Source organism: Pontibacter cellulosilyticus (assembly GCF_014306105.1).
Classification (GTDB): Bacteria; Bacteroidota; Bacteroidia; order Cytophagales; family Hymenobacteraceae; genus Pontibacter; species Pontibacter cellulosilyticus.
Genome location: NZ_JACRVF010000002.1, coordinates 407,418 through 431,852 on the forward strand (window position 1 = coordinate 407,418; position 24,435 = coordinate 431,852).

Here is a 24,435-nt window from a genome sequence, read left to right on the forward strand (position 1 = left end):
TATTATGAACTGCTTATACCGTGTATTGTTTCAGGTTTTGGGAAGAAAAAGCGGGAGTCATGTAGCAAACTCCCGCTTATTTAGTCAAAGCCCATATTCTTAGGGTATAATCAGTTTCTTCGTTTCTGTTTTGTTGTCATGGTGCAGCTTAACCATGTAGATTCCTCCGGGCAGCTTTAGCTCAGATAGTGGTAAATCCAACTTGCTTGTACCGGCTGCCATCTGTTCGCTGAATACCACCTGGCCGTTCATGTCCATAATCTGTATGGCTGCGCCGTTGCCTTTGTTTATCTTCAGTCCGACAGTCACATAATTTCCGGTTGCCGGGTTAGGGTAAACAGACAGGTTGTCAGTTGTTGTGCTTTTGCTCTGTGTAACCGCTATCGTGTTACTGTACTCAAACGTGCCGTCGTGGTCTACCTGCTTTAGGCGATAGTAGTTGGTGCCCGGTTCTGCGCTTGCATCTGTGTAAGTATAATGTAGCGCGGTGTTAGAGTTGCCTGCACCTGCTACAGTGCCCACAGTAGTATAAGTTTTGCCGTTCTGGCTGCGTTCTACCTCAAATCCTGCATTGTTTGTCTCTGATGCGGTGCTCCAGTTCAGTTCGATGCCGCTTGGTGTGGCTATACCTTCAAATGATGTCAGTTCTACAGCTAAAGGAGATATAGGAGTGTCTTCGCATGTTTGGGTATTTAAGCCTGAGCTTACCACGGTGCCTCCGGCAGAAAGCGTGATCTGGAAAAACGGATCTGCCTGATAAAGAGCAGTCGGGATGGTGACGGCAAAAATATCTGTACCGCCGTTTGCGTAGCCTTTGGTGTTCTGGCTGTTAAATGTGATCAGGTTTGCCTCCTGGTCCACGGTTGTGCTGTAGCTATACTTGGCTTTGTAAGCGCTGCCGTTGTTGTCGCTGGCAACGGCAATAGGCTCGTTTGTAGCTGGGGTCTCTATAAGTACCTGTTCCACATCAGCAGCTGTGTTGTTCTTTAGCAGGAAGCGGATAGTGGTGGTGCCGTCAGGGAAGTTCATGGCATCAACAAAGCCAAAAACCGCATCGTTTAAGTCCAGCTCACAAGCAGTGTCGGGGTCCTGGCCGGGTGCAGGCACTGCAGCGCAGGCGTTAAGGTCAAAAGTTACCTGGCCAATGGTGCCGTTGCTGGTGCGGGTTTGTACACGCATGCCAGTTGCTGCCAGCGCATCGTAATCGGCATTTGTCAGGTAGAACTCAAAAAGGTCCTCTTCTCCGTTGTTTATTGCCGCCGTATTCTTGGCGTTAAACTGGATGGAGTTAAATTCAGTGTCTATCTGGTTTGGCCCCTGGTTGCTGGTTCTGCCATTTCGTACTACATAATCGTTGTTCTGCTGCAGTATGTTAGATGGGGTGGCGGCTTTAGAGCCTTCCGGCAGCTCAAAGGCAATATAATCCAGATTGTTGTTGCACAGTATTTTAACCGTGTAGATCAGTTTAACATGATCATCGTCGAAGCGTGTGGCGCCTAACAGTTTGTATTCAAAACAGGCATCTGTTTGGGTGCAGTTACTTTGGGCACTAAGACTGTGTAAGCTAAAAAATAGTAGGGCGAATAATAATATATGGCGTTTCATGTAAAGTATCTTCAATATAGTAATCTAAGTTTTGTTTAATGTTTAGTTTAACGAGGTGTTAATTAGCTAGTTGCACAAAACGTAGTTCATTTAAAATAATGCAATAAGAATCTTTATTAAGTATAATTAAATGTGGCTTAAAGGGTGTTTTAGACCTTTGTTTTGTTGTTGTTTAGCAGAAAAGACTACTTGAGTTGGGTTTGCTTAAATTGAATTTTATTTATTCGTGTTGTTTTTGTTTTGACTAGAGTGTGATTGGTAAAATTATAAAATGGCTTTTGCGGCGGCTGCGTGGAGTATGAGAAATCATTAAAAATGAATGCAACCATTTTAGCTTATCAGGCATCATTTTTGAAAGTGATAGAAAAGCCAGTTGAGTTAAAGTAGACGCTGCCTTACTAAATATTTTAAAAATTATATTTAGACTTCTGGCTTTTTAGGCTATCTTTGACTTGAATGTCAGAGTAGACCATAAATCTAAATCGAGACACCCTTATGAAAAATTTTACAAAACTGTTTTTTATAGCTACCCTTATCAGCTCGCACCTGCTGGGTTTTGCAGCCAATGCAACAACCGGACAGTCTGCGAATGAAGGCGTAGAACCTACTTATAAAGGCGGCTCCACTAACTGGAAGCTGATTCAGGAGAAAGGCGCTCAGCTGAGTGTCTCTGCCCAGAACGCACGTCCTGCCTTTGTTCGTAACGAGGAGGAGCATACTTGCTCCAAGCTGTTTGCCTCAGCCGTTAGCAAAGAGTTTCATGTGGTGGAGAACCGTGGCACCAAAAGCATGTTTGCAACAGTGAGCTTCGCTTCGCTGTCTTCTATTGCGCCTTCGCGTGTGATCAAGCAGATGCCGTCTATCAACGCTTATCCAAATCCATCGAGAGGTATAACCAAGCTTTCGCTTAACCTGCCTGGCGGACAGGAGAACTATAAGATCCGAATCTCTAATACCATTGGAAAAGTGCTTAGCGTGCATGAGTTGGTGCCAGCCGAGAAAATGGAGGTAGAACTGAACATGACAAGCCTGCCTTCTGGAATTTACTTCTATAGCCTGCTGGTAAACGATAAAACAGTTGAGACTAAGCGTCTTGTGCTTCAGAAATAAGTATAAATAGGCTTACCCAAAGATACTAAGCCGGCCACCAGGCCGGCTTTTTTTGTTACTAACCCTTAAAATTGCTAAGCCCCTACGATTTATTTATTATTTTCGGGGCTCAATCAAGAAAGCTATGACGGATTATCGTAAGATAAACAACCTCGTGGGCTGGGTCGTGTTTTTGATCGCGACTACAGTATATGTGCTAACGCTGGAGCCAACAGCCAGCTACTGGGATGCAGGAGAGTTTATTGCCTGCTCATACAAATTACTGGTGCCGCACCCTCCGGGAGCTCCTTTCTACCTATTGGTAGGACGTATGTTCTCTATGTTTGCCGGCGACCCGGCTCAGGTGGCATGGTGGGTTAACCTGCTTTCTGCGCTGTGCAGCTCTTTTACAGTGCTTTTCCTGTTCTGGACCATTACCATACTTGCCCGCAAGCTGATGGTGAAAGAAGGGGCTGAGCCTACCCGCGGCAATGTATTGTTGATTATGGGTAGCGGTGCAGTAGGTGCACTGGCTTATACATTCTCCGATTCAGCGTGGTTCTCAGCAGTAGAGGCCGAAGTATATGCTATGTCGTCTTTCTTCACGGCTATAGTCTTCTGGGCAATTCTGCGCTGGGAAGCCAAAGTGGGAGAGGCACACTCAGACAAATGGCTGGTGCTTATTGCTTACCTAGTAGGTCTTTCGATAGGTGCACACTTGCTGAACCTTGTTACCATCCCTGCGCTGGCTTTTATTTACTATTTCAGGTTATACAGGCCATCATTCTGGGGTGGGGTAATCGCTTTTGCCATTAGTGCTGTTATCGTGGTGGCTATACTTTGGGGCGTGATACCTGGCTTGCCATCTGTGGCGGGCTGGTTTGAGGTGCGCTTTGTGAATGACCTAGGAATGCCGTTTGGTTCTGGTCTGATTGTATTCCTGGTGCTGCTTATTGCTGCCATTGTATACGGACTTCGTACATCAATCAAGCATAACAACCGTGTACTGAACACAGCAATTCTATGCTTTATATTCGTGCTGATTGGTTACTCTTCCTACATGATCATTCCAATACGATCATCTTATGAGCCAACGATCGACGAAAACGATCCTGATGATATTCTGACCTTTGTTTCTTACCTGAAGCGCGAACAGTATGGCGACAGGCCACTGCTTTACGGGCCGCAGTACAATGCGCAGCCAGTAGACCAGGAAGAGAAAGCGCCGCGATATGTTAAAGGCAAGGATAAATACATTGCTACACCAGGTGGGGTAGAGCCAATCTACGACAGCAAAGATAAAACCTTGTTGCCGCGTATCTACAGCGATAATCCGCAACACATAGATGAGTACAAAAAGTGGGTTAACCTACGCGAAGGGCAAATGCCATCTTTCGGGCAGAACATCAGCTTCCTGCTTAATTATCAGTTAGGGCACATGTACTGGCGCTATTTCATGTGGAACTTCGCAGGGCGCGAAAGCGATATTCAGCATGCCGGTGTACTTTGGTTTGGAAAGGCTGATCCAAGCGCGCCTGAGCGTGTGCTCGAGAGCAAAGCCCGTAACTGCTTCTATTTGCTTCCGCTGCTGATAGGTATACTTGGCCTGATTTACCAGGTGAGAAAAGATGAGCGAAATGCCTTTGTAGTAGGCCTCTTGTTCTTCTTTACTGGTATTGCCATTGCCTTATACTTAAACCAACCGCCGGTAGAGCCACGTGAGCGTGACTATACATTTGCCGGCTCGTTCTATGCATTCAGCATTTGGATTGGCTTAGGCGTAATGGGGCTGGCAGAACTGCTGCGTAAAGGTGTTAAGAACAACCAGGCGGCGGCAGGTATCGCTACTGTTCTTGGTTTACTTGTTCCGGGTGTAATGGCAGCCGAGGGCTGGGACGACCACGACCGCTCAGACCGTTACCACTCTGTAGACTCAGCCAAAAACCTGCTTGACTCTTGTGCGCCGAATGCCATACTTTTCACAAACGGCGACAACGATACTTTCCCGCTGTGGTATGTGCAGGAGGTAGAGGGTTATCGTACCGACGTGCGGGTAGCTGTACTTAGCTATCTGAACACCGATTGGTATATTGACCAAATGAAGCGCCAGGCGTATGAGTCTGAGCCTTGGCCATTGTCTCTTGAAAACGAGAACTACCGCCAGGGCACAAACGATTATCTGCCTTATGTAGAGCGCCCTCAGGTTGCCGCAGGTATAGACCTGAAGCAGTACATAAGCCTTGTAAAGCAAAACCATCCGGCGCTTCAAGCGCAGTATGGCCCAGGTACTACGCTGCTTACCTTCCCTACTAAAACTTTCTCTTTAAGTATAGACAAGGCGAAAGTTGATGCCATGAACATAGTGCCAGAGGAGAAAGAAGGTGAAATTCTGGACCGTATGCAGTGGAGCATCAGCAAATCTATACTTGAGAAGAAGCACCTGGTTATGCTGGACCTGCTGGCTACAAACGACTGGAAGCGTCCGGTATACTTCTCCACAACAGTTAATAGTGCTGACTTTATTGGTTTGTCGGAGTTCTTCCAGTTAGAAGGTTTGGCCTACAGAATAGTGCCTGTTAAAACTTCAGGTGAAGAAAGCCAGGGCTATGTGAACAAGGAGGTAATGTATGAGAACATGATGAAGGAGTTCAGCTTCCGTAACTTTGACAGGGAGGACATCTTCTATGATGAGAACTATTACCGTTTCTCAGCCAATGCTCGTGACAAATTCGCCAGACTTGCCGCAGCCTACCTGGAAGATGGAAATACAGCACGTGCTAAAGAGGTACTGGAGTATTGCTTCAAGGTGTTACCGGAGGAGTCAGTGCCATACGATTATTATACACCACAGTTTGTTACATTATTTGACGCTGTTGGTGACGAGAAGAGAGCCAATCAAATAATGGACTCGCTGATCAAAAAATCAACGAAGTCCCTAGATTACTATTTTGCTAAAGGCTCATTGTTTGATATGGAGATACAAACAAACATGATCATCCTGCAGCAGTTAATCGGTATTGCGGAAGAAATGGGCATGAATGAGCGCGCCCAACAGTTGCAGCAACAGTTTATGCAGTACCTGCAGCGCATGCGCCGTTAAACAAAATACAGCATTAAACAGTAAAGAAAGCCGGGTGCCTACAAAGTGCCTGGCTTTCTTGTTTTTGGGCTTTAAAGAAAAATTGCTGTAAATGACACGCATACCTTTACCTTTTGCCTTGCTGCTTATACTCTTAGGCTTACATGCATGCGGAACTCCCCAGGCTACACGCTTACAACCTGTTGTGGTAAGGCCTGTTGTGCCGGAGATTGCCATGAAACATACTTTTTATGAAGCCAACGATAGCCTGCACGTGCACCTTAAGTTTGAAGACGAGCAGGAAGTCATGGATGTATTACAGTCTGCTACTGCAGTAGAGTATTTTGTAAAAACAGGCCTCTCTGACCGCGACAAAGTGCTTGTTGCCGATTCGCTTGTGAAGCCATCGCGTAAAATAACAGATGTTGAAGGAGAGCTGCATATAGCGTTTGCATTGCCAGCAAGTGTAGTAACAGAACCTAATATTCTGCATGTAAGGCTGTGGCAGGCATTGGTTGGGCAAGAGCGCATGGCAGTGCGATTTAGAGTACCGCTAAAGGCACAGATGCTGGATAAGAATTATTTGCTGGTTAAGGCAAGTGATGACAAGCCAATAACAAAAGAGTACGCTAACACCTCCGAAAAGCTATTTATAAAACAGTACGGCACACAAAACAACCCAGTAAATATCCATTATTACAACACCGAGTTTTCCCCTGCTTTGCCCCCTATGTCTACGCGCCAGGAGCCAATGGCATTGCCAATGAATGCAGCCGATACCTTACATTACAGCACTGGCGATACAATTAAATTTAATAAAGAAGGGCTTTACGTACTTGAGCCTTCATCAGCGTTTGCGAAAAGTCTGCTCGTGCAAAAAGGAGCTTATCCGCAAATTACCATGGCGCAAGAATTGCTTCAACCGCTTATCTATATCACTACCTCTACAGAGAGGGAGGCGTTATTCAGAACCAGTAACCCGAAGGAGGCAGTGGATAACTTCTGGTTAAAAGTAGCCGGCGACAAAGCCACTGCACGCGAACTGATTCGGACATACTATAGTAGAGTAGAGAGAGCAAACAAGCTTTTTACCTGCCACAAGCCCGGCTGGACCTCAGATAGGGGGATGATCTACATTGTATTTGGAAAACCAAGCACAATGAGCCAGACTGGCAACACCGAGACTTGGATTTACCGGGAGGCGGAGGCGAGCCCATACATTAAGTTCGTTTTTAATAAAAAAGGGGATAACTTTACCGAAAATCATTATGAGCTGGTACGGCACCGCGATTACGAGGAAAGCTGGTACAGCACAGTAGCAAAATGGAGAGCAGGAATAACAGACAATTTGTAGGCAACCGCTACGGTGGCCCCAGAGCACCCAAAGAAGAAAAATTAGAAATGATTTTCGGTTCGCGCCCCATCCTGGAGGCAATGCTGGCCGGAAAAACATTGGAGAAGATTTTCCTGCTGCGCGGTACCAATAACCCAACCACAGACGAGATAATAGCGGAGGCTAAAAACCATGATGTACCAGTTGCATCTGTGCCTCTGGAGAAGCTAAACAAGCTTACACGCAAAAACCACCAAGGTGCCGTTGCGTTAATTTCGCCGATCACGTACCAACCACTAGCTGAAATTGTAACTTCACTGTTTGAAAACGGCAAAACTCCGCTGTTGCTTATACTTGACCGCGTTACAGACGTGCGCAACTTTGGCTCTATTGCCCGTAATGCCGAGTGTATGGGAGTAGATGCTATTGTTATACCAAGCAGAGGCGGTGCGCAGGTAAACGCAGATGCCATGAAAACATCAGCTGGTGCCCTTAATCTGGTACCGGTGTGTCGCGAGCCTAACCTGAAAGATACCATCGACTACCTGAAAGACTACGGTATCCAGATAGTTGCCTGTACCGAAAAAACTGAGCACATGATCACAGATTTTGCCGTTGATTTTTCGGGGCCTACAGCGATCATTATGGGCAGCGAGGAAGACGGTATATCACCAGAGTACCTGAAGCGTGCCGATGTGCGTCTGCGTATTCCGTTGATGGGGCAGATTGGCTCGTTAAACGTATCGGTGGCTACGGGTATTATACTTTACGAAGCAATGAGCCAGCGCCTGCGCGAGAGTGGTTACTCCAGCCTGGGCAGCCTAGAACCTAGATAAACGCTGTATTTATTCTTAATAAGCAGAATATAAAAGGCCGGAAGTATAAAGTATCTTCCGGCCTTTTTGATTTTTATACTTTGCTAGAGCTTAAATAAAGTCTACGCCTTTTTTAGATTTGGCGTCGGCCATAAACTCCTTTACTTTCTGCTCTTCAGACTTTTTGCAAACCATCAGTACATTATCGTACTCAGCTACAATGTAGTCTTCTAAACCCTGCAGCACCACCAGGCGCTCTTTCGGAGTTTTAATAATACAGTTGTTGGTGTCGTAAAGAAGTACCTCTCCGTCAATCACATTGCCGTTGTCGTCTTTATCGTTTATCGTGTAAAGCGAGTTCCAGGTGCCAAGGTCCGACCAGCCAATATCAGCCAGCAGAACAAAAACATTGTCTACCTTCTCCATAATACCGTAGTCGATAGACACGTTGCGGCACTGCGAGTAGGCTCTGGTAATAAAGTTCTGCTCCTGTGGGGTATTTAGCGTGCTGGCTCCTTCTTCAAATATCTCGGTTATCTCTGGCAGCTGCGCTTTAAAAGCACTCAGTATACTTTTAACGTTCCAGATAAATATGCCGGAGTTCCAAACAAAGTCACCGCTTTCCAGGAACATGTTGGCCAGCTCCAGGTTAGGTTTTTCTGTAAAGGTTTTAACCTTTTTTATACTTTGGCTTTCGTCACCTAAATACTGAATATAACCATACCCAGTGTCTGGGCGGCTAGGGGTGATGCCGAGTGTGATCAGAACATCATTGTTGTCGGCAGCAGCAACGGCCTCCTTAATTACATTGGTAAACACCTCCTGTTTTAGCACTACGTGGTCTGATGGGGTTACCACCAGATTGGCGTTAGGGTTTATCTGTGCAATTTTATAGGAAGCATAGGCAATACAAGGCGCGGTGTTACGGCCAATGGGCTCAAGCAAAATCTGGTTATCACTCAGAAAAGGCAGCTGTTGCTTTACCAAATCCTCGTAGTCTTTGTTGGTTACCACATACACGTTTTCCGGCGGGCAAATATCCTGGAAACGTTTTGCTGTCATTTGCAGCATGCTTTCGCCAATACCCAACACATCATGAAACTGCTTTGGGTAATTCGTACGGCTGAATGGCCAGAAGCGGCTTCCGATGCCGCCGGCCATTATCACCACGTAAGTGTTCTTATCCATTATTTTTATACAAGTCCTTCTTTTAGTAGGTCGTGCAGGTGCACGAATCCCTCAAAGATACCAGATTTGGTTACAATTAGCTGTGTTATACTTTTTTCCTGCATAATGGCGAGTGCCTCTGCAGCATATTGTTCAGGCTCTATGGTTAAAGGCGATGGTGTCATGATATCGCTGGCCTTAATGCCTTCTGTAGAATCATATTTGTTTAGCATGCGGCGCAGGTCTCCATCTGTGATAATGCCCACCAACTCTTTGCTGCCGTCTTTTACAACAGCTGTTGCACCTAACCGCTTCGAGGAAATTTCAATAATAATCTCCTTTAACGAGGCGTTCTCATTAACGTTGGGTGCCTGGTTGTACCCATAGATGTCGCCTACCATCAGGTAAAGGCGTTTGCCCAGCGAGCCGCCTGGGTGCAGGTGCGCGAAGTCAGAGCTGCTAAAACCACGTGCCTCCAACAGGCTAACCGCAAGGGCATCGCCCAGAGCAAGAGCCGTTGTGGTGCTGGTGGTAGGGGCCAGGTTATGCGGGCAAGCCTCGCGTTCTACGTTTGCGTTAAGTATAAAATCTGCGCTTTGGGCAAGGTATGAGTCTGTACTAGAGACCATTGCTGCTAGTTTAGAGCCTTTGCGTTTAAGCAACGGAACTAGTACCTTTATCTCAGGCGTGTTGCCGCTCTTAGATATACAGATCACAAAATCATCTGGCTGTATCATGCCTAAGTCACCGTGAATTGCATCGGCGGCATGCATGAAAAGGGCAGGGGTTCCGGTAGAGTTTAGGGTGGCTACAATTTTGGTGGCGATGTTGGCGCTTTTGCCAATTCCTGTTACCACAACACGGCCTTTAGACTGAAGTATGGCTTCGACGCATCTTTCAAAACTTTCGTCGATAAATTCTGCTATTCTGGCGATTGCGTCAGCTTCGGCCGTTAAGACTTTTTTTGCCGTAAGGGCTATATTATTAACAAGATTCAAATTAAATTTGTATTAAGTACCCCGTAAAGGTACAATGCATTTGAATAATTTTCTGCAAGATTACATGTCAGTACAACAAGAGGTAAATCTCAAGAACAAATTAAAGGAAGTTTTTGGGTATAATCAATTTAGAGGAAATCAAGAGTTGATAATTAATAACATTATCAACGGCAAGAATACCTTTGTGATTATGCCTACAGGCGCCGGCAAGTCGTTGTGTTACCAACTACCTGCACTTTCCTTACCGGGCACAGCTATCGTTATTTCGCCGCTGATTGCCCTTATGAAAAACCAGGTAGATCAGCTTAACGCCTTCGGGGTTAACGCGCACTTCCTAAACTCTACTTTATCTAAGGCAGAGATCAACAAAGTTAAAAAGGAGACACTGGCCGGAGAGGTGAAGCTGTTGTATGTGGCACCAGAGTCGCTTACCAAAGAAGAAACTGTTGAGTTCTTACGTAGCTCTAATATCTCTTTTGTTGCAATAGACGAAGCACACTGTATCTCGGAATGGGGGCATGATTTCCGTCCGGAGTACCGCCGCATCCGTGGTATTATTGACCAGATCGGCAACCTGCCAATAATTGCGCTTACTGCCACAGCTACGCCTAAAGTGCAGCTGGACATTCAGCGCAACCTGCAAATGGATGAGGCCTCTGTTTTCAAATCCTCTTTTAACCGTACTAATTTATACTACGAGGTTAGGCCAAAGCACAATACCAAAAAGCAGCTTATCCAGTATGTAAAGAAAAACAAGGGTAAGAGCGGCATTGTGTACTGCCTGAGCCGCAAAAAAGTAGAGGAGATTGCCGAACTGCTGCGTGTAAACGATGTAAAAGCATTGCCGTACCATGCAGGGCTAGATTCAAGTATACGAATGGCCAATCAGGACGCTTTCCTGAATGAAGATGCAGACGTAATTGTAGCTACTATTGCCTTCGGTATGGGTATCGACAAGCCAGATGTGCGCTTTGTAATCCACTACGATACGCCAAAATCTATTGAAGGCTATTACCAGGAAACCGGCCGCGCAGGTCGTGATGGCTTGGAAGGCAACTGCATTATGTACTACAGCTATGATGATATCGTAAAGCTGGAGAAATTTAATAAAGATAAGCCGGTAACGGAACGCGACAACTCGAAGCTGCTACTGCAGGAGATGGCTGCTTACGCCGATTCTGCTGTGTGCCGCCGCAAGCAGTTGCTGCATTACTTTGGTGAGGCTTACGAGAAAGACTGTGGTTTCTGCGATAACTGCCTGCACCCGAAAGAGCGTTTTGAGGCGCAGGAAGAAGTGCAGTTGGCACTTAAAGCTGTGCAGCAAACCGGCGAGCGTTTCGGTATAGACCACATTACGGCTGTACTTACTGGTTTGCGCAACCAGTATGTTACCAGCTACGACCACGACAAACTGGAAGTATTTGCTGCAGGCAAAGAGCAGGACGTGCAGTTCTGGAGTTCGGTGCTGCGCCAAATCCTTTTATCGGAGTTCCTGGAGAAAGATATTGAGAATTTCGGCGTTGTAAAACTGACCCGGAAAGGACTTGACTTTATAGCAAACCCACAGCCTATACAGTTAACTAAAGATCATAATTACGAGCAGGAAGTGAAAGAAGACGAAGAGAAAGAGGAGAGTCAGGCAGCAGCCGGTCACGACGAAGTGCTGTTCGACCTGCTGAAGACGCTGCGTAAAAAGCTGGCAAAAGAAAAGAATCTGCCGCCTTACGTACTGTTCCAGGATCCATCTTTAAAAGAGATGGCTACCGTTTACCCAACCACTAAAGAAGACCTGGCGCATATAGCCGGTGTGGGCATGGGCAAGGTACAGAAGTTCGGTAAACCGTTCCTGGATCTGATCACAAAGTATGTAGAGGAAAACGACATCGTGACAGCTGCCGATGTGGTGGTTAAAACGACGGTAAACAAGTCAAAGATCAAAATCTACATCATCCAACAGATAGACAAGAAAGTTGACCTGGAGGAGATCGCTAGTTCAAAAGATTTAACAATGCCAGAGTTGATCGAGGAGATCGAGCATATCTGTTACTCCGGTACAAAACTTAACCTGAACTACTACATCAACAATATACTTGATCAGGAACGTCAGGAGGATATCTATGACTACTTTATGAACGCCAGCACCGACAACATCGGAGAGGCACTGAAGGAACTCGGCACGGATGATTTCTCTGAAGAAGACCTGCGTTTGATGCGCATTAAGTTCTTATCGGAGTACGCTAACTAAATTGCTAATACCTTATTGTTTGACAAGAAGCATATTAAAAAGGCCGTTGTAGTACTACAACGGCCTTTTTGTTTAAGATAAAGTATAACCTTACAAAGTATAAAACTGTAGATTGTGCTGCACAGGCAAGTATAAATTCATAACTTCGCAACAGTACTTTTAACGGCGCTGAGTACAGCAATTAACAACCAGCTATTAGCAATCAAACTATGAACGTACTAATCATCGGGTCAGGAGCCAGAGAACACGCCATTGCCTGGAAACTAAGCCAGAGCGAATATTGCGACAAAATCTTTGTGGCGCCCGGTAATGCCGGAACATCCGAATTTCACACAAACGCCAGCATCAATATCCACGACTTTGAGGAGGTAGCAAAGTTTGCGACAGACTTCAACATTATGATGATGGTGGTAGGGCCGGAGAATTCGCTGGTAGAGGGTATACACGATTACTTCCAGGAGAAAGAGTACCTGCGGCACATCCTGATTGTAGGGCCTAAAAAAGCAGGTGCTATGCTGGAGGGAAGTAAAGATTTCTGCAAAGCTTTTTTCCAGAAGTATAACATCCCAACTGCGCGTTACCAAACCTTTACCGAAGAGACCTTTGCCAAAGCCTGCGATTACCTGAAGGGGCACACGTACCCTGTAGTGCTAAAAGCTGATGGACTGGCTGCAGGTAAAGGTGTGATTATAGCACAGGATTACGATGAGGCCTTTGATGCACTGGACGCCATGCTGCGCAACAAGCGTTTTGGCAATGCCAGCAGCAAAGTGGTAATAGAGGAGTATCTGCATGGTATAGAGGTGTCGGTGTTTATACTTACCGATGGTAAAGAATACGTACTGCTGCCGGAGGCAAAAGATTATAAGCGCATTGGCGAAGGAGACACAGGCCTGAACACAGGTGGCATGGGAGCAATTTCTCCGGTGCCGTTTGTAGATGATGCCTTTATGGCCAAGGTAAAGGAGCGTGTAATTGAGCCAACGCTACAGGGCATGCAGGCAGATAATTTGGGCTACACCGGTTTCTTGTTTATCGGTTTGATGAACGTAAACGGCGACCCATATGTAATTGAATACAACGTACGCCTGGGCGACCCAGAGACAGAGGCCATACTTCCCCGCATTAAGTCTGACCTGTTTGAGCTGTTCAAGGCCTTGCACGACCATACGTTAGGTAGCTATCAACTGGAGATCGATCCGCGTACGGCTACCACGGTGTTCCTGGTATCAGGTGGTTACCCAGAGGGGTTTGAGAAAGGCAAAGAGATTACAGGTATAGAAAACGTGCCGCAGGATGTAATGGTGTTTCATGCGGGTACAAAAATGGTAGGTGATAAACTCGTGAACAGCGGAGGCCGTGTAATTGCCGTTACTGCCCTAGGCGACACCATGGAGGAGGCACTGGCAAAAGCCAACGCTGCTGCCGAAGCCATTACCTGGCAGGACCGCAATTACCGCCGCGATATTGGCTTTGACCTGAGAGGTATGCATGCGTAAGCAAGTATAAGTATAAAACGACAGCGGCCGGTACTCTACATACCGGCCGCTGTCGTTTTATACTTGGGGTAAATTTAGCAGTATGCTTCGAAAGCACCTTTCAGGTTATCAACGATGCGATGCAACTCGTTCCCCTCGATGTGGTAGCGCTCGATCATGTGCACCAACTCACCATCCTTAAACAAAGCAATAGACGGAGATGATGGAGGATATGGCAGCATGTACTCACGTGCTTTGGCAACAGCATCCTGTTCCATGCCCGCAAACACAGTTACAAGTTTGGTTGGAGTTCTATCGCCGGCTGCAACAGCCATTTTAAGTGCAGGGCGTGCCTTAGAGGCAGCACAACCACACACAGAGTTTACAGCAAGCAAAACAGTGCCTTCAGTTTTTAAAGCCTGCTCTACTTCCTCAGGTGTCATTAATTGCTCAAAGCCAGAAGAGGTTAAGTCTTCACGGATCGGGGCAACCATATATTCAGGATACATTCCCATAGAATTCAATTATTTAAGTAATGAACAATGTGCTGCAAAATTAACAAAATCTCATTAAATAAAGTTACTAACCAACAGGATAAGAGGCTATAATTAACTTAGAGCAGCAAAAATAAAATGTTATAAATATTTTGTAGTAATGTTCTATGAATCTGCTGTTTAGCTATAACTCCGTTCATTAATTGAAGTATAGGTGAAGTACGGCAAAGTTTTTTACACAGCTAAAGTAGATTCTTATGCTTCACCCTGAAAACAACAAGGCCTGTGTCAGGTATTATTATCTGGCCGCGCGCAACGGCAATAGTGCCGAGATTATCAAAGTGCTTAACAGCCAGCGCTATACTATTGATGTGCCCTTGTGGGAAGAAGATGTGATTCTGGAGCCGTTCTACACCCGCCCTATGACCAAAAAAGAGGAGCACCACTGCAAAGGATCTGAGACCTGGAAGCTGTTCTATAATTGGAATAAACTGTACGCTGACCTTTCAAAGAACGGTGCAGGAGAGCACGAATTAAAGGAGTTGCAAGACCGCCAAAAGAACCTGATGTCAGCAGAAAATATACTAGCTTAAAGCTTTTACAGTAATAAGACACAAAGCCAAGTACCAAACTATCTTGTATAGGGCGGTACTTGGCTTTTTTCATTATAGTGATGTACCCGAGACTAAATTTAGCTAAAATAAAAAAAGCCTCTCAGATTTCTCTAAGAGGCTTTTTCGGTGGTCGCGAAGGGAGTCGAACCCCTAACCTTCTGATTCGTAGTCAGATGCTCTATCCAGTTGAGCTACGTGACCGTTTTACCGTTATTATGGTGCAAAGTAACGGCGTTTTTTGATTATACGCAAGTCCTTTTCTAAAATTTTACTCATTTTTTGCGGTAGCGTTGCGTAGGGCTTTTTTCAGAGCACGGTCAAAAACAAAGTATAAACCACCTATCGAAATGACTATCAGGGAGATCATGAGAATTTGTCCGCCGGCTCCGCTGTCGGGGTTTTGAAGTAATTTTATGATGTCGTTGGCCTGAGTGCCGATCCAGAAAAAGAAAAGCGTGCGGGGGAGCATGCCCACTATACTTGCCAGAAAAAATTTACGCTTGTTTACTTGCAGAAGCGACAGCACAAAGTTCATCAGGGCAAAGGGTAGTACCGGCGAAATACGTGTTAAAAAGATAAGGCTCCAGCTTTGGTTACGCAGCTCCTGCATTAGTATGCGGGCTTTTTCGAAGCGGTTCAGGAAGCTCATCATCTTGCCATGGTCAATTAGTTGGGCCAGGCCGTAACCTACCAAAGCCGCAATGCCATACGATATTACTATGCCTGCAAAACCATTCCAGCCCAGGTAAAAGCCACTGACAAGTGCCACAAAAGTGGTGGGTGTGAGGGCAAAGGCCATCGTTACAGATATTACCGCAAAGTATAGCAGCATCTGCAGCCATGTTAGCTCACGCAAGAAGTCCTGGTACTGATAAAGTATAAAAGCCAGTGTAGAGCTAACTACTACCGGCACCACCACCAAAAGCAACATCGACACAAACGTAGAGGCATTTTCACGAACAAGGTTGCGCAGCAGCGGGATAAATTTCATGCAGTAGGCTTTGGTTTATACTTAGCAATAGACGAAATACAAAGGACAAAAGATTTTTGCGGCTTTAAAAATGCTTTCTGAAATGGCTTGTACCAAGTATAAACTGCAGTGCCCTCTTCTGCCTTTAATTTTATAACTTGCAGTATACCGCTTATTCTAAAAATATACTTTGACTATGAAATTCGGAACAAAAGCTATACACGCTGGCGTAGAGCCAGACCCAGCCACAGGCGCCATCATGACGCCTATCTACCAGACTTCTACTTATGTGCAGCGTTCTCCTGGCGACCATAAAGGCTATGAGTATTCGCGTACCCATAACCCAACCCGCACACAGTTGCAGAACGCGGTAGCAGCGTTGGAAAATGGCACACATGGCCTTTGCTTCGCCTCTGGTATGGCTGCCATAGATACGATCATCAAATTACTTGCCCCTGGCGATGAGGTTATTTCTACTAATGACCTGTACGGTGGCAGCTACCGCATTTTTACCAAGATATTCCAGAACTACGGCATCAAATTCCACTTTACCAACATGGCCGACCTAAGCAAGGTAGAGGCGCTGGTAAACGAGAACACGAAAATGATCTGGGTAGAAACACCAACTAACCCGCTTCTGAATATTATTGACATAAAAGGATGTGCCGGCATTGCCAAAAAGCATAACCTGTTATTGGTTGCCGATAATACTTTTGCCACGCCATACTTGCAAACACCGCTTGATTTAGGTGCCGATATTGTGATGCACTCGCTCACAAAGTATATGGGAGGCCACTCTGATGTGGTGATGGGTGCTGTTGTGGTAAATGATGATGGCCTGCGTGACCGCCTTGCTTTTATTCAGAACTCATGTGGTGGCACTCCAGGACCGCAGGACTGCTTCCTGGTACTGCGTGGCATCAAAACATTGCACCTGCGCATGGAGCGCCACTGTCAGAACGGGCGTAAAGTGGCTGAGTATCTTAAAAGTCATCCAGAGGTAGAGAAAGTATATTGGCCAGGTTTCGAAGATCATCCTGGTCATCAAGTTGCTAAAGAGCAAATGCGTGACTTCGGAGGTATGGTGTCTTTTGTTCTTAAAGGCGATAAAGTGGAAGATGCTACTAATGTGCTGGAAAACCTGAAGTTGTTTGCCTTAGCAGAGTCGCTGGGAGGTGTAGAGTCGCTGTGCGGCCACCCTGCCACCATGACCCATGCCAGCATTCCAAAAGAAGACCGTATGAAAGCCGGACTTAGCGATTCGTTGATAAGACTAAGTGTAGGTGTAGAAGATGCCGAAGATCTGATTGCTGATCTAGAAAAAGCGATAGGGTAGTTTTTGTTAAAAGACTAAAGGTGCACTGAAAGAGGCTGCTTGCTGATTTGATTTAGCTGGCGGCTTTTTTACATATAAACTACTCTGTACTTTGTTTGATCGTAGTAAATTGAAATCCATTTTCTAAATATCTTGTGTCGAGAAAGTGACTGACCACGTTATACTTTTCAGGGAGCGGCAACGGTTTAAGCAGTTCTGGCTGTGGATAATTCTACTTGGCGCAGCAACTGTGTTCTGGGCAGGCTTTATTTACCAGGTTATACTTGGAGGGCAGTTTGGCAACAGGCCAGTGTCTGATGTGCAACTGGCAATTCTTCTGGGCTTGATGGGAGTGGGGATGCCATGGTTCTTTTACAAGATGAACTTAAGCACTGAGGTGAGGCCCGGAGAGATACAATTGCGCTTCTGGCCTTTTCATGTAAAGCCAAAAATCATCCCGCTGCACTTGGTCCGTGATTTTGAACAGGTAATTTACAACCCCATAGGAGACTACGGTGGGTGGGGCATACGGTGGGGCTTTAAAGGCAAAGCTTATAACATGTCCGGCAACGAAGGGGTGAAACTATACTTCTACAACCGAAAGCCTTTGTTAATTGGGTCGCAGGACGCACCAGCACTTTATGAAGCTATTAAGCTGGCAAAGGAGCTGAGGTGATTGCTAGTTACTCGCTTCCTCTTCCAACTGTCCCTAGTCCTTTCCTGGATCAAATTCGGGATCTTCGACTTATCATCTCAAAATCTTGTGCGAGGGCATGTTAGGCAACAGCTTCGGTGCTAATACCTCAGCAAACATTAATAGCAGTAATGTCCCCCTTCGAAGGGGGTAGGGGGATGACAATCGTTAGCAGGTAAAAAAGATGTGCATTTTTCTGCAGCGCCGGGTCCAACCACTCTTTTATCTCCCCTTAGCTAAAGAGGGCAATCGAGCCACAACACTAAGGGAAATCCTGTGCATCCTAAAATCCTGTAAATCGTGATTCAGACAAACAAAAAAGCCGGTGCCCTTCTCAGAGCACCGGCTTTTTATACTTTGTTTAGCTTAAAACTACGCCTGGATACCCAGGATCTTGTAGATCTCAGTGAAGTCTGGAGTCAGGATGATCTCAGTACGACGGTTTTTAGCTTTCGCCTCAGCAGAACGTCCTGTATCAACTGGCATATAGTAAGAACGGCCAGCTGGCGTGATTCTGTCTGGAGAAAGACCTTTCTCAGTCATCATACGAGTGATCTCAGTAGCGCGAAGTACGCTCAGATCCCAGTTGTCAGTCAGGTATTTCATGCCATTAGCAACTGTTACGTCGTCTGTGTGGCCTTCTACCATTACACCAACCTGCTGGTTTTTCTTAAGAACGTCTACCAGTTGGTTAATGGCCTTCTGGCCACCAGAGTTTACTTTAGTGCTACCAGTTGCGAAAAGAAGCTTGTCAGACATAGAAACATAAACTTTTCCGTCTTTCACGCTAACGCTAAGGTCGCCTTGGTTGAAGCCCTGTAAAGCAGTATTAACCTCATTTTTAAGGTTGTCTAATACTTTCTGCTGCTCATTCATGGCACGCTCCATTTCAGCAAGCTTCTGCTCACGCTCTTTAAGCGAAGCAGCCAGTTGATCAGCTTTAGCCTTAGAATCAGCAAGCTCGCGCTCCTGAGCCTCTTTGCTAGCTTTCAAATCTTCGTACTTCTTAGAAGAAACACAAGATACCATTAGAGACGAGCACAGCAGCATAGAGAACGCCGCTTTTAAGAAGTTGAATTTCATGTGCGTTTGTGAATTTGTTGTTTAAAGTTTAATTACTCAGTTATTTTATTAGTTTGCAAATATGGTAAAAGATTGTTCTGTAAACTAAAAAAAGTAAAGAAATCCTTAATTATCACTCAAATATTTGCTGCTAAACGCTTATTTCTCTGATATATTGTATTGTTTCTATATAAATTCTAATACTGCCTTTTGAATTGTACTTATTTTAAAAAGATGTTAAAACAATGCATTGTAATTTACTAAGGTATAGGTAGTTTAGAGGTGAGTCTGTTCAGGCGCGGTTGTAGAAACCAAATGCCTATTGGCAGGAATAATACCTGCGCCAGAGGCAAAATGTACGCCTCTAGTGTAATAATCCTTTGCTGTTCTACGCTTGCTATGGAGCGTGCTACAAAATAGACCATGTAGAGGTAACAGAATGTGGCAAACAGGTGTATCGGTAGTAAAAGCGCCAGCATTCCTAAGGGCAGCATGCCATCGGCTATACTATCGCGCACATACCCTAAAGTATAAATAAGGAGGAGGATGTAGAGCGCAAAGTATAAGGCGGCCAGGTGGAAGTATATTGCGCTGATTTTTATGCTGGCCGGCAGGCGTCTGTAAAAGTATAAACCCATCCGCCACAGCCAGTATACAGGCACAAGGGTGGGCAATGCATCTAACACAACAGCAAGCGGAGCAGGCACTGACATGCCTGTAAAAGCAAAAAGCTCAGTTAAGGCATATCGAATAATGAACGGGAAAACGAAGAGCAGCAGAAATGCCAGCCAGTGCCTAAGGCGCAGTAGAAACATAAGTTCAAGAAAAAGCTATTGCCGCAATTTTACTAAATTGTACCAAACACGCTAAAATTAACGTCCTTAAATAAGATTGTAACCTTATAAAGCAGACCATGAAAAAGAGAACATACTTATTGTTTGTGTACCTGTTTGTAAGCCTGGTAAGCTTTGCGCAGACAAAACCAGATTACAGCAAAATTACCTTGGTTATACATGGCGGTGCGGGCACCATTACCCGCGAAAACATGACGCCTGAAAAAGAAAAAGCCTACCGCGAAAAGCTGAATGAGGCCCTGCAGGTGGGATACGCTGTTTTAAAGAAAGGCGGCAGCAGCCTGGATGCCGTAGAGGCCACCGTTAAAGTAATGGAAGACTCGCCGTTGTTTAATGCGGGCAAAGGCGCTGTGTTCACGAACGAGGGTAAAAACGAAATGGACGCCGCCATTATGGACGGTAAAACACTAAAAGCAGGTTCTATTGCCAGTGTAACTACCATCAAAACCCAATTACAGCGGCGCGTGCTGTAATGGAGAAGTCGGAGCATGTGATGATGATAGGCGCAGGAGCAGAGAGGTTTGCCAAGATGAAAGACATAGAGCTGGTAGACCCATCATACTTTTACACTGAGACCCGCTTTAAGCAACTGCAGCAGATTAAAGACAAAGAGAAAACGCAGCTTGACCATGATGGCGGCACCGGCAGCAACGAGAACATTTTTATTGAAGGCAAAAAGTTTGGTACAGTAGGGGCAGTGGCCCTGGATGCTTATGGTAATCTGGCGGCAGCAACTTCTACGGGCGGCATGACCAACAAACGCTATGGTCGGGTAGGAGACGCACCCATTATTGGTGCAGGCACCTACGCCGATAACAGTAGCTGTGCCGTTTCGGCAACTGGCCACGGCGAGTACTTTATTCGTGCTGTGGTAGCCCATGATATAGCTGCCCTAATGAAGTATAAAAACTACACCGTAAAGAAAGCCGCTGACGAAGTGGTTATGAAAAAGCTGGTTGATTTCGGTGGTGAGGGAGGTGTAATTGCCTTGGATAAAAATGGTAATTATGCCATGCCTTTCAACTCTGCGGGCATGTACCGTGGAGTAATCAAAAATGGAAAAGCGGAGGTGTCAATCTACAAAGACTAGTTTAAGCAAACCTTTCAAAAGCAAAGAGGCCGGAAGTGTAGTTCTGGCTTCTTTGCTTTGTAGTTTATACTTGTTGCTGCGCGTGTATCCAAGACCAGGCCTGCTCTCGTTGTGAGAAATCGAAGTACTTTACCTCGGCTGTGGTAAATGGTTTTGCAGCCAGCGTTACCCAATCCAGCCACTTCTGGTCGCCTACAATGGCAACTCTGCTAAAGTCTGATGCATGTGTAAAGTCATACTTGATATCTTCCCACAATGCCCTGATAGAGAAATCCTCTACAAGCTGAACCTCAGCATACACTCTAATTTTTCCGTGCTGCTTAATCCTTTCATCAAGCAAGGGCAACATCACATCATAATCACTCTTATCAACATGCCCAGTTATCCTGAACGCTACCAGATCATCTTTCGCTTCTTCTAATAACTGTATCATATGCGTAAGTTTGGTTAAAATTACAAGCTGTCTGTAGCTGGCCTACTGGTGTAAATGGAGCAAATATAGCTACAGGCTTTCTAAACGCTCCAGTTCTTTGGTTAGTATGGCGTTGGTAGTATGTTCCGTTCCATCTTTAAACCTGATCTTGTACGGTTCGCCGGAAAATCCTGACTTCGATGCCAGTTTCTCTATAAAGTCTCTTGCAGAACCGATACTGTTTTTATGCTTTTCCCACTTGGATTGCAGGTGATCTGCTGCCTCCTTGCACGTGTGTTCGCTACCGTTTCGTACAAAAGTGGCGTCTTTCATACCTCTTACAAACTGTATCAAGCGATGCACCTTCTGCACCTCTGTTAGCTCTACTTTTGTATGTTCTTTAACACTGCCCGCAGGAAGCAAGGTATTACCAGCCAGCAGGCTGCCAGAGCTTAGCAGTAGTATAAATCCCAACATCACATATCTTAACATACCTTTACTTTCTTTAAATAATTATTTTATGATTATAGCGTTATTATTAGCAATTTTAATGCACTTATGTTCAATCAATAACGTTTTGCTGCCACGGTATTCTAAATGCACCGTTACAAGACATTAACGTAGTTTATGAGGAAAATAGTTTTCGCTTTCTTTCTGCTGCTACTTTGCCAGCAGGCTTTTGCCCAACGCAACATCGAAACCCGACTGGGATACAGCTACAACGATGATTTTGCTTTTACGGATGAATGGCAGTACCTGTCTACTGATATTTACCTGTTTAATGGCAACAAGTTTACCCGTGTGCTGAATGAGCTGGAGAAAGGGGTAAGAAAGCCTAAAAAGAAGTATGGCAACTCGCTGGAGTACCTCTTTATTACAGCACAGCTAAAGAACATGAAGCTGTTTGGTAACGATGCAATCGTTTACCCGCTTTACAACTTCTATATCAACCACGATAAGCGGGAGTATAAAACACAGGTAAGCGATCACCTGGAGGTGGTGCGTATTATCGATAAAATGCCACTGTCATCTACACAGAACAGCATTGATGCTGTAATTAACGCAAAGGCGGTTACAAATAACGACGGCGATCAGGTGTTTAGCCTGGTGGCAAACCAATTGGTAAATCTTTCAAAACTTACTAACCCATCAAGTGCAGTGCTTTCCTTAGTTGGTGAGTTTGGTAATCTGCTTAATGCCCGCACTGGCAAAAAGGAGTATAAGTTCAGCTCCACGATCCGGTTATACGAAGGCCAGGACTTTGACACGCGCCTGCACTCGGTGCGCATTTATGTGTTTGTGCCAAGCGATGTAAAGGGGGTAAGTATAAAATCTGTTAAGCTGGGGGATTATCTTTCTAAAAACTCGAACAAGCTAGACCGTAAAAGCCTGGAAGAGTTTATTGGCTATAAAGATTACCCGTTCATGGTGGTGGCCAATTATAAGTCGCTTTACAAAATGGATGTGTTAACTGGCGACGAGGTAACACTGGACCTGATTGAGAAGCGCAAGCAAAAAATTGTAAGCGCCTACGAGCAAAAGCTAGTAAACGACGAGACTTTTAGGCAGGAGAAATTATATGTAGAGTTTCTGCGCGTGTTTGCCGAGATGAAGCAGAACCTGAACACGTACCGCCTGAACTACCGCAACAACAGCCCGGAGGTAAATGCAAAAAACCTGTTTGGTATAGTGCAGGAGTACAAGCGCCTTAAAAGCACGTTTGATGCCCGCGAGAAAGAGTTCTCCAAGAACAGCACCTACATTAACATTTTCAAACCTGAGTATGAATCCATACTGGGTAATGCCGATCTATACTTAGAAGCCGACCACAACCTGAAAAACGGTAAAATATTGGTTAATACCCTGCGTGAGCTGGAAAACGAGCCCAAAAGCTGGAATACGCCTGAAAAGCGTGAGGCCGCACTTGCAAAACTGTACGCAGTGGAGCTGCCAAGGCCGGAGTTTCTTTCAGCATCTGTAGAGGGCGAGGCGATTATAAGGCTAATCAAAAAACTGGAAGACCAGCAGTATAATGATGTATTTGCCCAGGATCTGCAGAAATTAAACGAGGCACAGGCCAACGACGAAACGCTGGCGCAGCGCAACACCCTGCTCGATAAAGCAGCGTCGAGCAAGTGCCAGAGCTGCCGCGAAAAAGTACGCGATGCCGTGACCGATTATAACAAGCGTTACGATAGTTATAAACTAAAGCAGGCACTTAAAAAGAAATCCGAGCTGAATCAACTGGCTGAGCAAACAGTATTCAAGTATCTGAAAAAGCAACTCTGCATCGACAGTAATTTGCAAACGGCAACTACATCTAGCAATACAACACTCGAACAGTATGTTAGCCGGATGCAGGAGAAGAACACGGAGTTTGGCAAAAGCATAAACCAATTGGACCAGCTTAATAAGCAGGAGCCGGAAGCTATAAAGCTTCCAAAAGTGCAGGAGTACAATAATAAGCTGCAGCAACACATAAAGGAGGTAGAGCAGAATTTTGAAATACTGTACGCGTTGGATAAGAGCCTTTGCAATTGCAGCGACACAAACTAAAACAGTTTAAGTAACTCTTCAGGTCGCTGTTCGTTTTCTGAAGTATGCAAGATGCTTTGGAAACAATAGATCACTTGTTGGGTATTGGGGTTGAGTCACTAAGTTGGTGGCAAATGTCTTTAAGGGCCATTGTTGTATTTTTCGCAGCGCTGGCCATTATCCGGATGGGTAACCACCGCATTTTTGGTAAGAATACGGCTTTTGACATTATATTAGGGATTATTTACGGCTCGGTTTTAAGTCGTGCCATAACAGGCAATTCACCTTTCTGGCCCACAATATTTGCAGCCTTAACCTTGGTTATATTGCACAAAATACTAGCTGTAGCGGCCTATCATTCTTCATTTGGCTTTGGCAACATGATTAAAGGCAAACCCAAAGCACTGGTTAAAGACGGGGAATTGCAAAGGGATACAATGCGCAGCAGCAGCGTAACCGAAAACGATATAAAAGAGGCGCTCCGTAACGCGGGGCATAAGCCCGAGATCAGCAGCATTTACAGAGCCTATTTGGAGCGAAGCGGAGACATAAGTATAGTTTGTAAAGAATAAGGCACAAAACAAAG

General features: G+C 45.4%; 20 protein-coding genes, 1 tRNA gene and 1 pseudogene. 12 read left to right on the forward strand and 10 right to left on the reverse strand.

All coding sequences use genetic code 11. The annotated features are described in order from the left end of the window. Window positions 1-99 precede the first annotated feature (99 nt). Window positions 100-1,605, reverse strand: coding sequence for a T9SS type A sorting domain-containing protein (locus tag H8S84_RS09480; RefSeq protein ID WP_187067077.1), 1,506 nt, complete (start codon window positions 1,603-1,605; stop codon window positions 100-102). A 495-nt stretch (window positions 1,606-2,100) separates the two neighbouring features. On the opposite strand from H8S84_RS09480, the gene H8S84_RS09485 reads away from it, so the two are divergent. The 4 genes from H8S84_RS09485 to rlmB all read left to right on the forward strand — a co-directional run bounded on the left by H8S84_RS09485 (window position 2,101) and on the right by rlmB (window position 7,942). Beyond that, on the forward strand, window positions 2,101-2,715 hold the full coding sequence (locus tag H8S84_RS09485; protein ID WP_187067078.1) for a T9SS type A sorting domain-containing protein: 615 nt from the start codon (window positions 2,101-2,103) through the stop codon (window positions 2,713-2,715). Window positions 2,716-2,839: 124 nt separating this feature from the next. Continuing rightward, window positions 2,840-5,794 carry a glycosyltransferase family 117 protein gene (locus H8S84_RS09490; RefSeq protein WP_187067079.1) on the forward strand — a complete coding sequence of 985 codons (2,955 nt, stop codon included), beginning with the start codon at window positions 2,840-2,842 and terminating at the stop codon, window positions 5,792-5,794. A gap of 91 nt (window positions 5,795-5,885) precedes the next feature. Further along, window positions 5,886-7,127 (forward strand): GWxTD domain-containing protein, encoded by a 1,242-nt coding sequence (locus H8S84_RS09495; RefSeq protein ID WP_230407122.1) that lies wholly within the window; start codon window positions 5,886-5,888, stop codon window positions 7,125-7,127. Next, a complete protein-coding gene (gene rlmB, locus H8S84_RS09500) occupies window positions 7,097-7,942 on the forward strand; it encodes a 23S rRNA (guanosine(2251)-2'-O)-methyltransferase RlmB (protein ID WP_187067080.1) in 846 nt (281 codons plus the stop codon). Before H8S84_RS09495 ends, rlmB begins: the two co-directional genes overlap by 31 nt. Before the next feature lie 90 nt (window positions 7,943-8,032). Here rlmB and H8S84_RS09505 read toward each other — a convergent pair whose 3' ends face one another. After that, on the reverse strand, window positions 8,033-9,109 hold the full coding sequence (locus H8S84_RS09505; RefSeq protein WP_187067081.1) for a mannose-1-phosphate guanylyltransferase: 1,077 nt from the start codon (window positions 9,107-9,109) through the stop codon (window positions 8,033-8,035). A gap of 5 nt (window positions 9,110-9,114) precedes the next feature. After that, window positions 9,115-10,086 carry a KpsF/GutQ family sugar-phosphate isomerase gene (locus H8S84_RS09510; protein WP_187067082.1) on the reverse strand — a complete coding sequence of 324 codons (972 nt, stop codon included), beginning with the start codon at window positions 10,084-10,086 and terminating at the stop codon, window positions 9,115-9,117. Between the two features lie 64 nt (window positions 10,087-10,150). Here H8S84_RS09510 and recQ point away from each other — a divergent pair, with 64 nt between their 5' ends. Together recQ and purD are read left to right on the forward strand one after the other, a co-directional pair. After that, on the forward strand, window positions 10,151-12,331 hold the full coding sequence (gene recQ, locus H8S84_RS09515; protein WP_187067083.1) for a DNA helicase RecQ: 2,181 nt from the start codon (window positions 10,151-10,153) through the stop codon (window positions 12,329-12,331). 209 nt (window positions 12,332-12,540) lie between these two features. Next, window positions 12,541-13,830 carry a phosphoribosylamine--glycine ligase gene (gene purD, locus H8S84_RS09520; protein WP_187067084.1) on the forward strand — a complete coding sequence of 430 codons (1,290 nt, stop codon included), beginning with the start codon at window positions 12,541-12,543 and terminating at the stop codon, window positions 13,828-13,830. A gap of 74 nt (window positions 13,831-13,904) precedes the next feature. Here the strand turns inward: purD and H8S84_RS09525 are convergent, their stop codons facing one another. Beyond that, window positions 13,905-14,318, reverse strand: coding sequence for a BrxA/BrxB family bacilliredoxin (locus H8S84_RS09525; RefSeq protein WP_317175438.1), 414 nt, complete (start codon window positions 14,316-14,318; stop codon window positions 13,905-13,907). A gap of 242 nt (window positions 14,319-14,560) precedes the next feature. On the opposite strand from H8S84_RS09525, the gene H8S84_RS09530 reads away from it, so the two are divergent. Further along, on the forward strand, window positions 14,561-14,896 hold the full coding sequence (locus H8S84_RS09530) for a hypothetical protein (RefSeq protein WP_187067086.1): 336 nt from the start codon (window positions 14,561-14,563) through the stop codon (window positions 14,894-14,896). A gap of 148 nt (window positions 14,897-15,044) precedes the next feature. On the opposite strand, the gene H8S84_RS09535 is transcribed toward H8S84_RS09530, so the two are convergent. Together H8S84_RS09535 and H8S84_RS09540 are read right to left on the reverse strand one after the other, a co-directional pair. After that, window positions 15,045-15,118: transfer RNA gene (locus tag H8S84_RS09535), tRNA-Arg, on the reverse strand. 67 nt (window positions 15,119-15,185) lie between these two features. Further along, on the reverse strand, window positions 15,186-15,908 hold the full coding sequence (locus H8S84_RS09540) for a TVP38/TMEM64 family protein (RefSeq protein WP_187067087.1): 723 nt from the start codon (window positions 15,906-15,908) through the stop codon (window positions 15,186-15,188). A 175-nt stretch (window positions 15,909-16,083) separates the two neighbouring features. Here H8S84_RS09540 and H8S84_RS09545 point away from each other — a divergent pair, with 175 nt between their 5' ends. Beyond that, a complete protein-coding gene (locus tag H8S84_RS09545; RefSeq protein ID WP_187067088.1) occupies window positions 16,084-17,223 on the forward strand; it encodes a cystathionine gamma-synthase in 1,140 nt (379 codons plus the stop codon). 145 nt (window positions 17,224-17,368) lie between these two features. Further along, entirely contained in the window at window positions 17,369-17,878 is a 510-nt protein-coding gene (locus tag H8S84_RS09550) for a DUF6141 family protein (RefSeq protein ID WP_187067089.1), read from the forward strand. 390 nt (window positions 17,879-18,268) lie between these two features. Here H8S84_RS09550 and H8S84_RS09555 read toward each other — a convergent pair whose 3' ends face one another. Both H8S84_RS09555 and H8S84_RS09560 read right to left on the reverse strand, forming a co-directional pair. Next, window positions 18,269-18,979, reverse strand: a complete 711-nt coding sequence (locus H8S84_RS09555; RefSeq protein ID WP_187067090.1) for an OmpA/MotB family protein — start codon at window positions 18,977-18,979, stop codon at window positions 18,269-18,271. 239 nt (window positions 18,980-19,218) lie between these two features. Then, window positions 19,219-19,773, reverse strand: coding sequence for a hypothetical protein (locus tag H8S84_RS09560; protein ID WP_187067091.1), 555 nt, complete (start codon window positions 19,771-19,773; stop codon window positions 19,219-19,221). Window positions 19,774-19,871: 98 nt separating this feature from the next. Between H8S84_RS09560 and H8S84_RS09565 the strand changes: the two are divergent. Further along, a pseudogene (locus H8S84_RS09565) lies at window positions 19,872-20,902 on the forward strand (isoaspartyl peptidase/L-asparaginase family protein). 64 nt (window positions 20,903-20,966) lie between these two features. Here H8S84_RS09565 and H8S84_RS09570 read toward each other — a convergent pair. Continuing rightward, entirely contained in the window at window positions 20,967-21,335 is a 369-nt protein-coding gene (locus H8S84_RS09570) for a SpoIIAA family protein (protein WP_187067092.1), read from the reverse strand. A gap of 69 nt (window positions 21,336-21,404) precedes the next feature. Then, on the reverse strand, window positions 21,405-21,806 hold the full coding sequence (locus H8S84_RS09575; RefSeq protein ID WP_187067093.1) for a DUF5329 family protein: 402 nt from the start codon (window positions 21,804-21,806) through the stop codon (window positions 21,405-21,407). 135 nt (window positions 21,807-21,941) lie between these two features. Here H8S84_RS09575 and H8S84_RS09580 point away from each other — a divergent pair, with 135 nt between their 5' ends. Continuing rightward, a complete protein-coding gene (locus H8S84_RS09580; RefSeq protein ID WP_187067094.1) occupies window positions 21,942-23,870 on the forward strand; it encodes a hypothetical protein in 1,929 nt (642 codons plus the stop codon). A gap of 44 nt (window positions 23,871-23,914) precedes the next feature. Continuing rightward, complete coding sequence (locus tag H8S84_RS09585) at window positions 23,915-24,421, forward strand: DUF421 domain-containing protein (RefSeq protein ID WP_230407123.1); 507 nt, start codon at window positions 23,915-23,917, stop codon at window positions 24,419-24,421. Window positions 24,422-24,435: the final 14 nt, after the last annotated feature.

What these genes read in the sequence shown, in the direction of transcription:
- H8S84_RS09480 (WP_187067077.1), bottom strand. Translation starts at nt 1,605, where the DNA reads ATGAAACGCCATATATTATTATTCGCCCTACTATTTTTTAGCTTACAC.
- H8S84_RS09485 (WP_187067078.1), top strand. Translation starts at nt 2,101, where the DNA reads ATGAAAAATTTTACAAAACTGTTTTTTATAGCTACCCTTATCAGCTCG.
- H8S84_RS09490 (WP_187067079.1), top strand. Translation starts at nt 2,840, where the DNA reads ATGACGGATTATCGTAAGATAAACAACCTCGTGGGCTGGGTCGTGTTT.
- H8S84_RS09495 (WP_230407122.1), top strand. Translation starts at nt 5,886, where the DNA reads ATGACACGCATACCTTTACCTTTTGCCTTGCTGCTTATACTCTTAGGC.
- rlmB (WP_187067080.1), top strand. Translation starts at nt 7,097, where the DNA reads ATGGAGAGCAGGAATAACAGACAATTTGTAGGCAACCGCTACGGTGGC.
- H8S84_RS09505 (WP_187067081.1), bottom strand. Translation starts at nt 9,109, where the DNA reads ATGGATAAGAACACTTACGTGGTGATAATGGCCGGCGGCATCGGAAGC.
- recQ (WP_187067083.1), top strand. Translation starts at nt 10,151, where the DNA reads ATGTCAGTACAACAAGAGGTAAATCTCAAGAACAAATTAAAGGAAGTT.
- purD (WP_187067084.1), top strand. Translation starts at nt 12,541, where the DNA reads ATGAACGTACTAATCATCGGGTCAGGAGCCAGAGAACACGCCATTGCC.
- H8S84_RS09525 (WP_317175438.1), bottom strand. Translation starts at nt 14,318, where the DNA reads ATGTATCCTGAATATATGGTTGCCCCGATCCGTGAAGACTTAACCTCT.
- H8S84_RS09530 (WP_187067086.1), top strand. Translation starts at nt 14,561, where the DNA reads ATGCTTCACCCTGAAAACAACAAGGCCTGTGTCAGGTATTATTATCTG.
- H8S84_RS09540 (WP_187067087.1), bottom strand. Translation starts at nt 15,908, where the DNA reads ATGAAATTTATCCCGCTGCTGCGCAACCTTGTTCGTGAAAATGCCTCT.
- H8S84_RS09545 (WP_187067088.1), top strand. Translation starts at nt 16,084, where the DNA reads ATGAAATTCGGAACAAAAGCTATACACGCTGGCGTAGAGCCAGACCCA.
- H8S84_RS09555 (WP_187067090.1), bottom strand. Translation starts at nt 18,979, where the DNA reads ATGAAATTCAACTTCTTAAAAGCGGCGTTCTCTATGCTGCTGTGCTCG.
- H8S84_RS09560 (WP_187067091.1), bottom strand. Translation starts at nt 19,773, where the DNA reads ATGTTTCTACTGCGCCTTAGGCACTGGCTGGCATTTCTGCTGCTCTTC.
- H8S84_RS09570 (WP_187067092.1), bottom strand. Translation starts at nt 21,335, where the DNA reads ATGATACAGTTATTAGAAGAAGCGAAAGATGATCTGGTAGCGTTCAGG.
- H8S84_RS09575 (WP_187067093.1), bottom strand. Translation starts at nt 21,806, where the DNA reads ATGTTAAGATATGTGATGTTGGGATTTATACTACTGCTAAGCTCTGGC.
- H8S84_RS09580 (WP_187067094.1), top strand. Translation starts at nt 21,942, where the DNA reads ATGAGGAAAATAGTTTTCGCTTTCTTTCTGCTGCTACTTTGCCAGCAG.
- H8S84_RS09585 (WP_230407123.1), top strand. Translation starts at nt 23,915, where the DNA reads ATGCAAGATGCTTTGGAAACAATAGATCACTTGTTGGGTATTGGGGTT.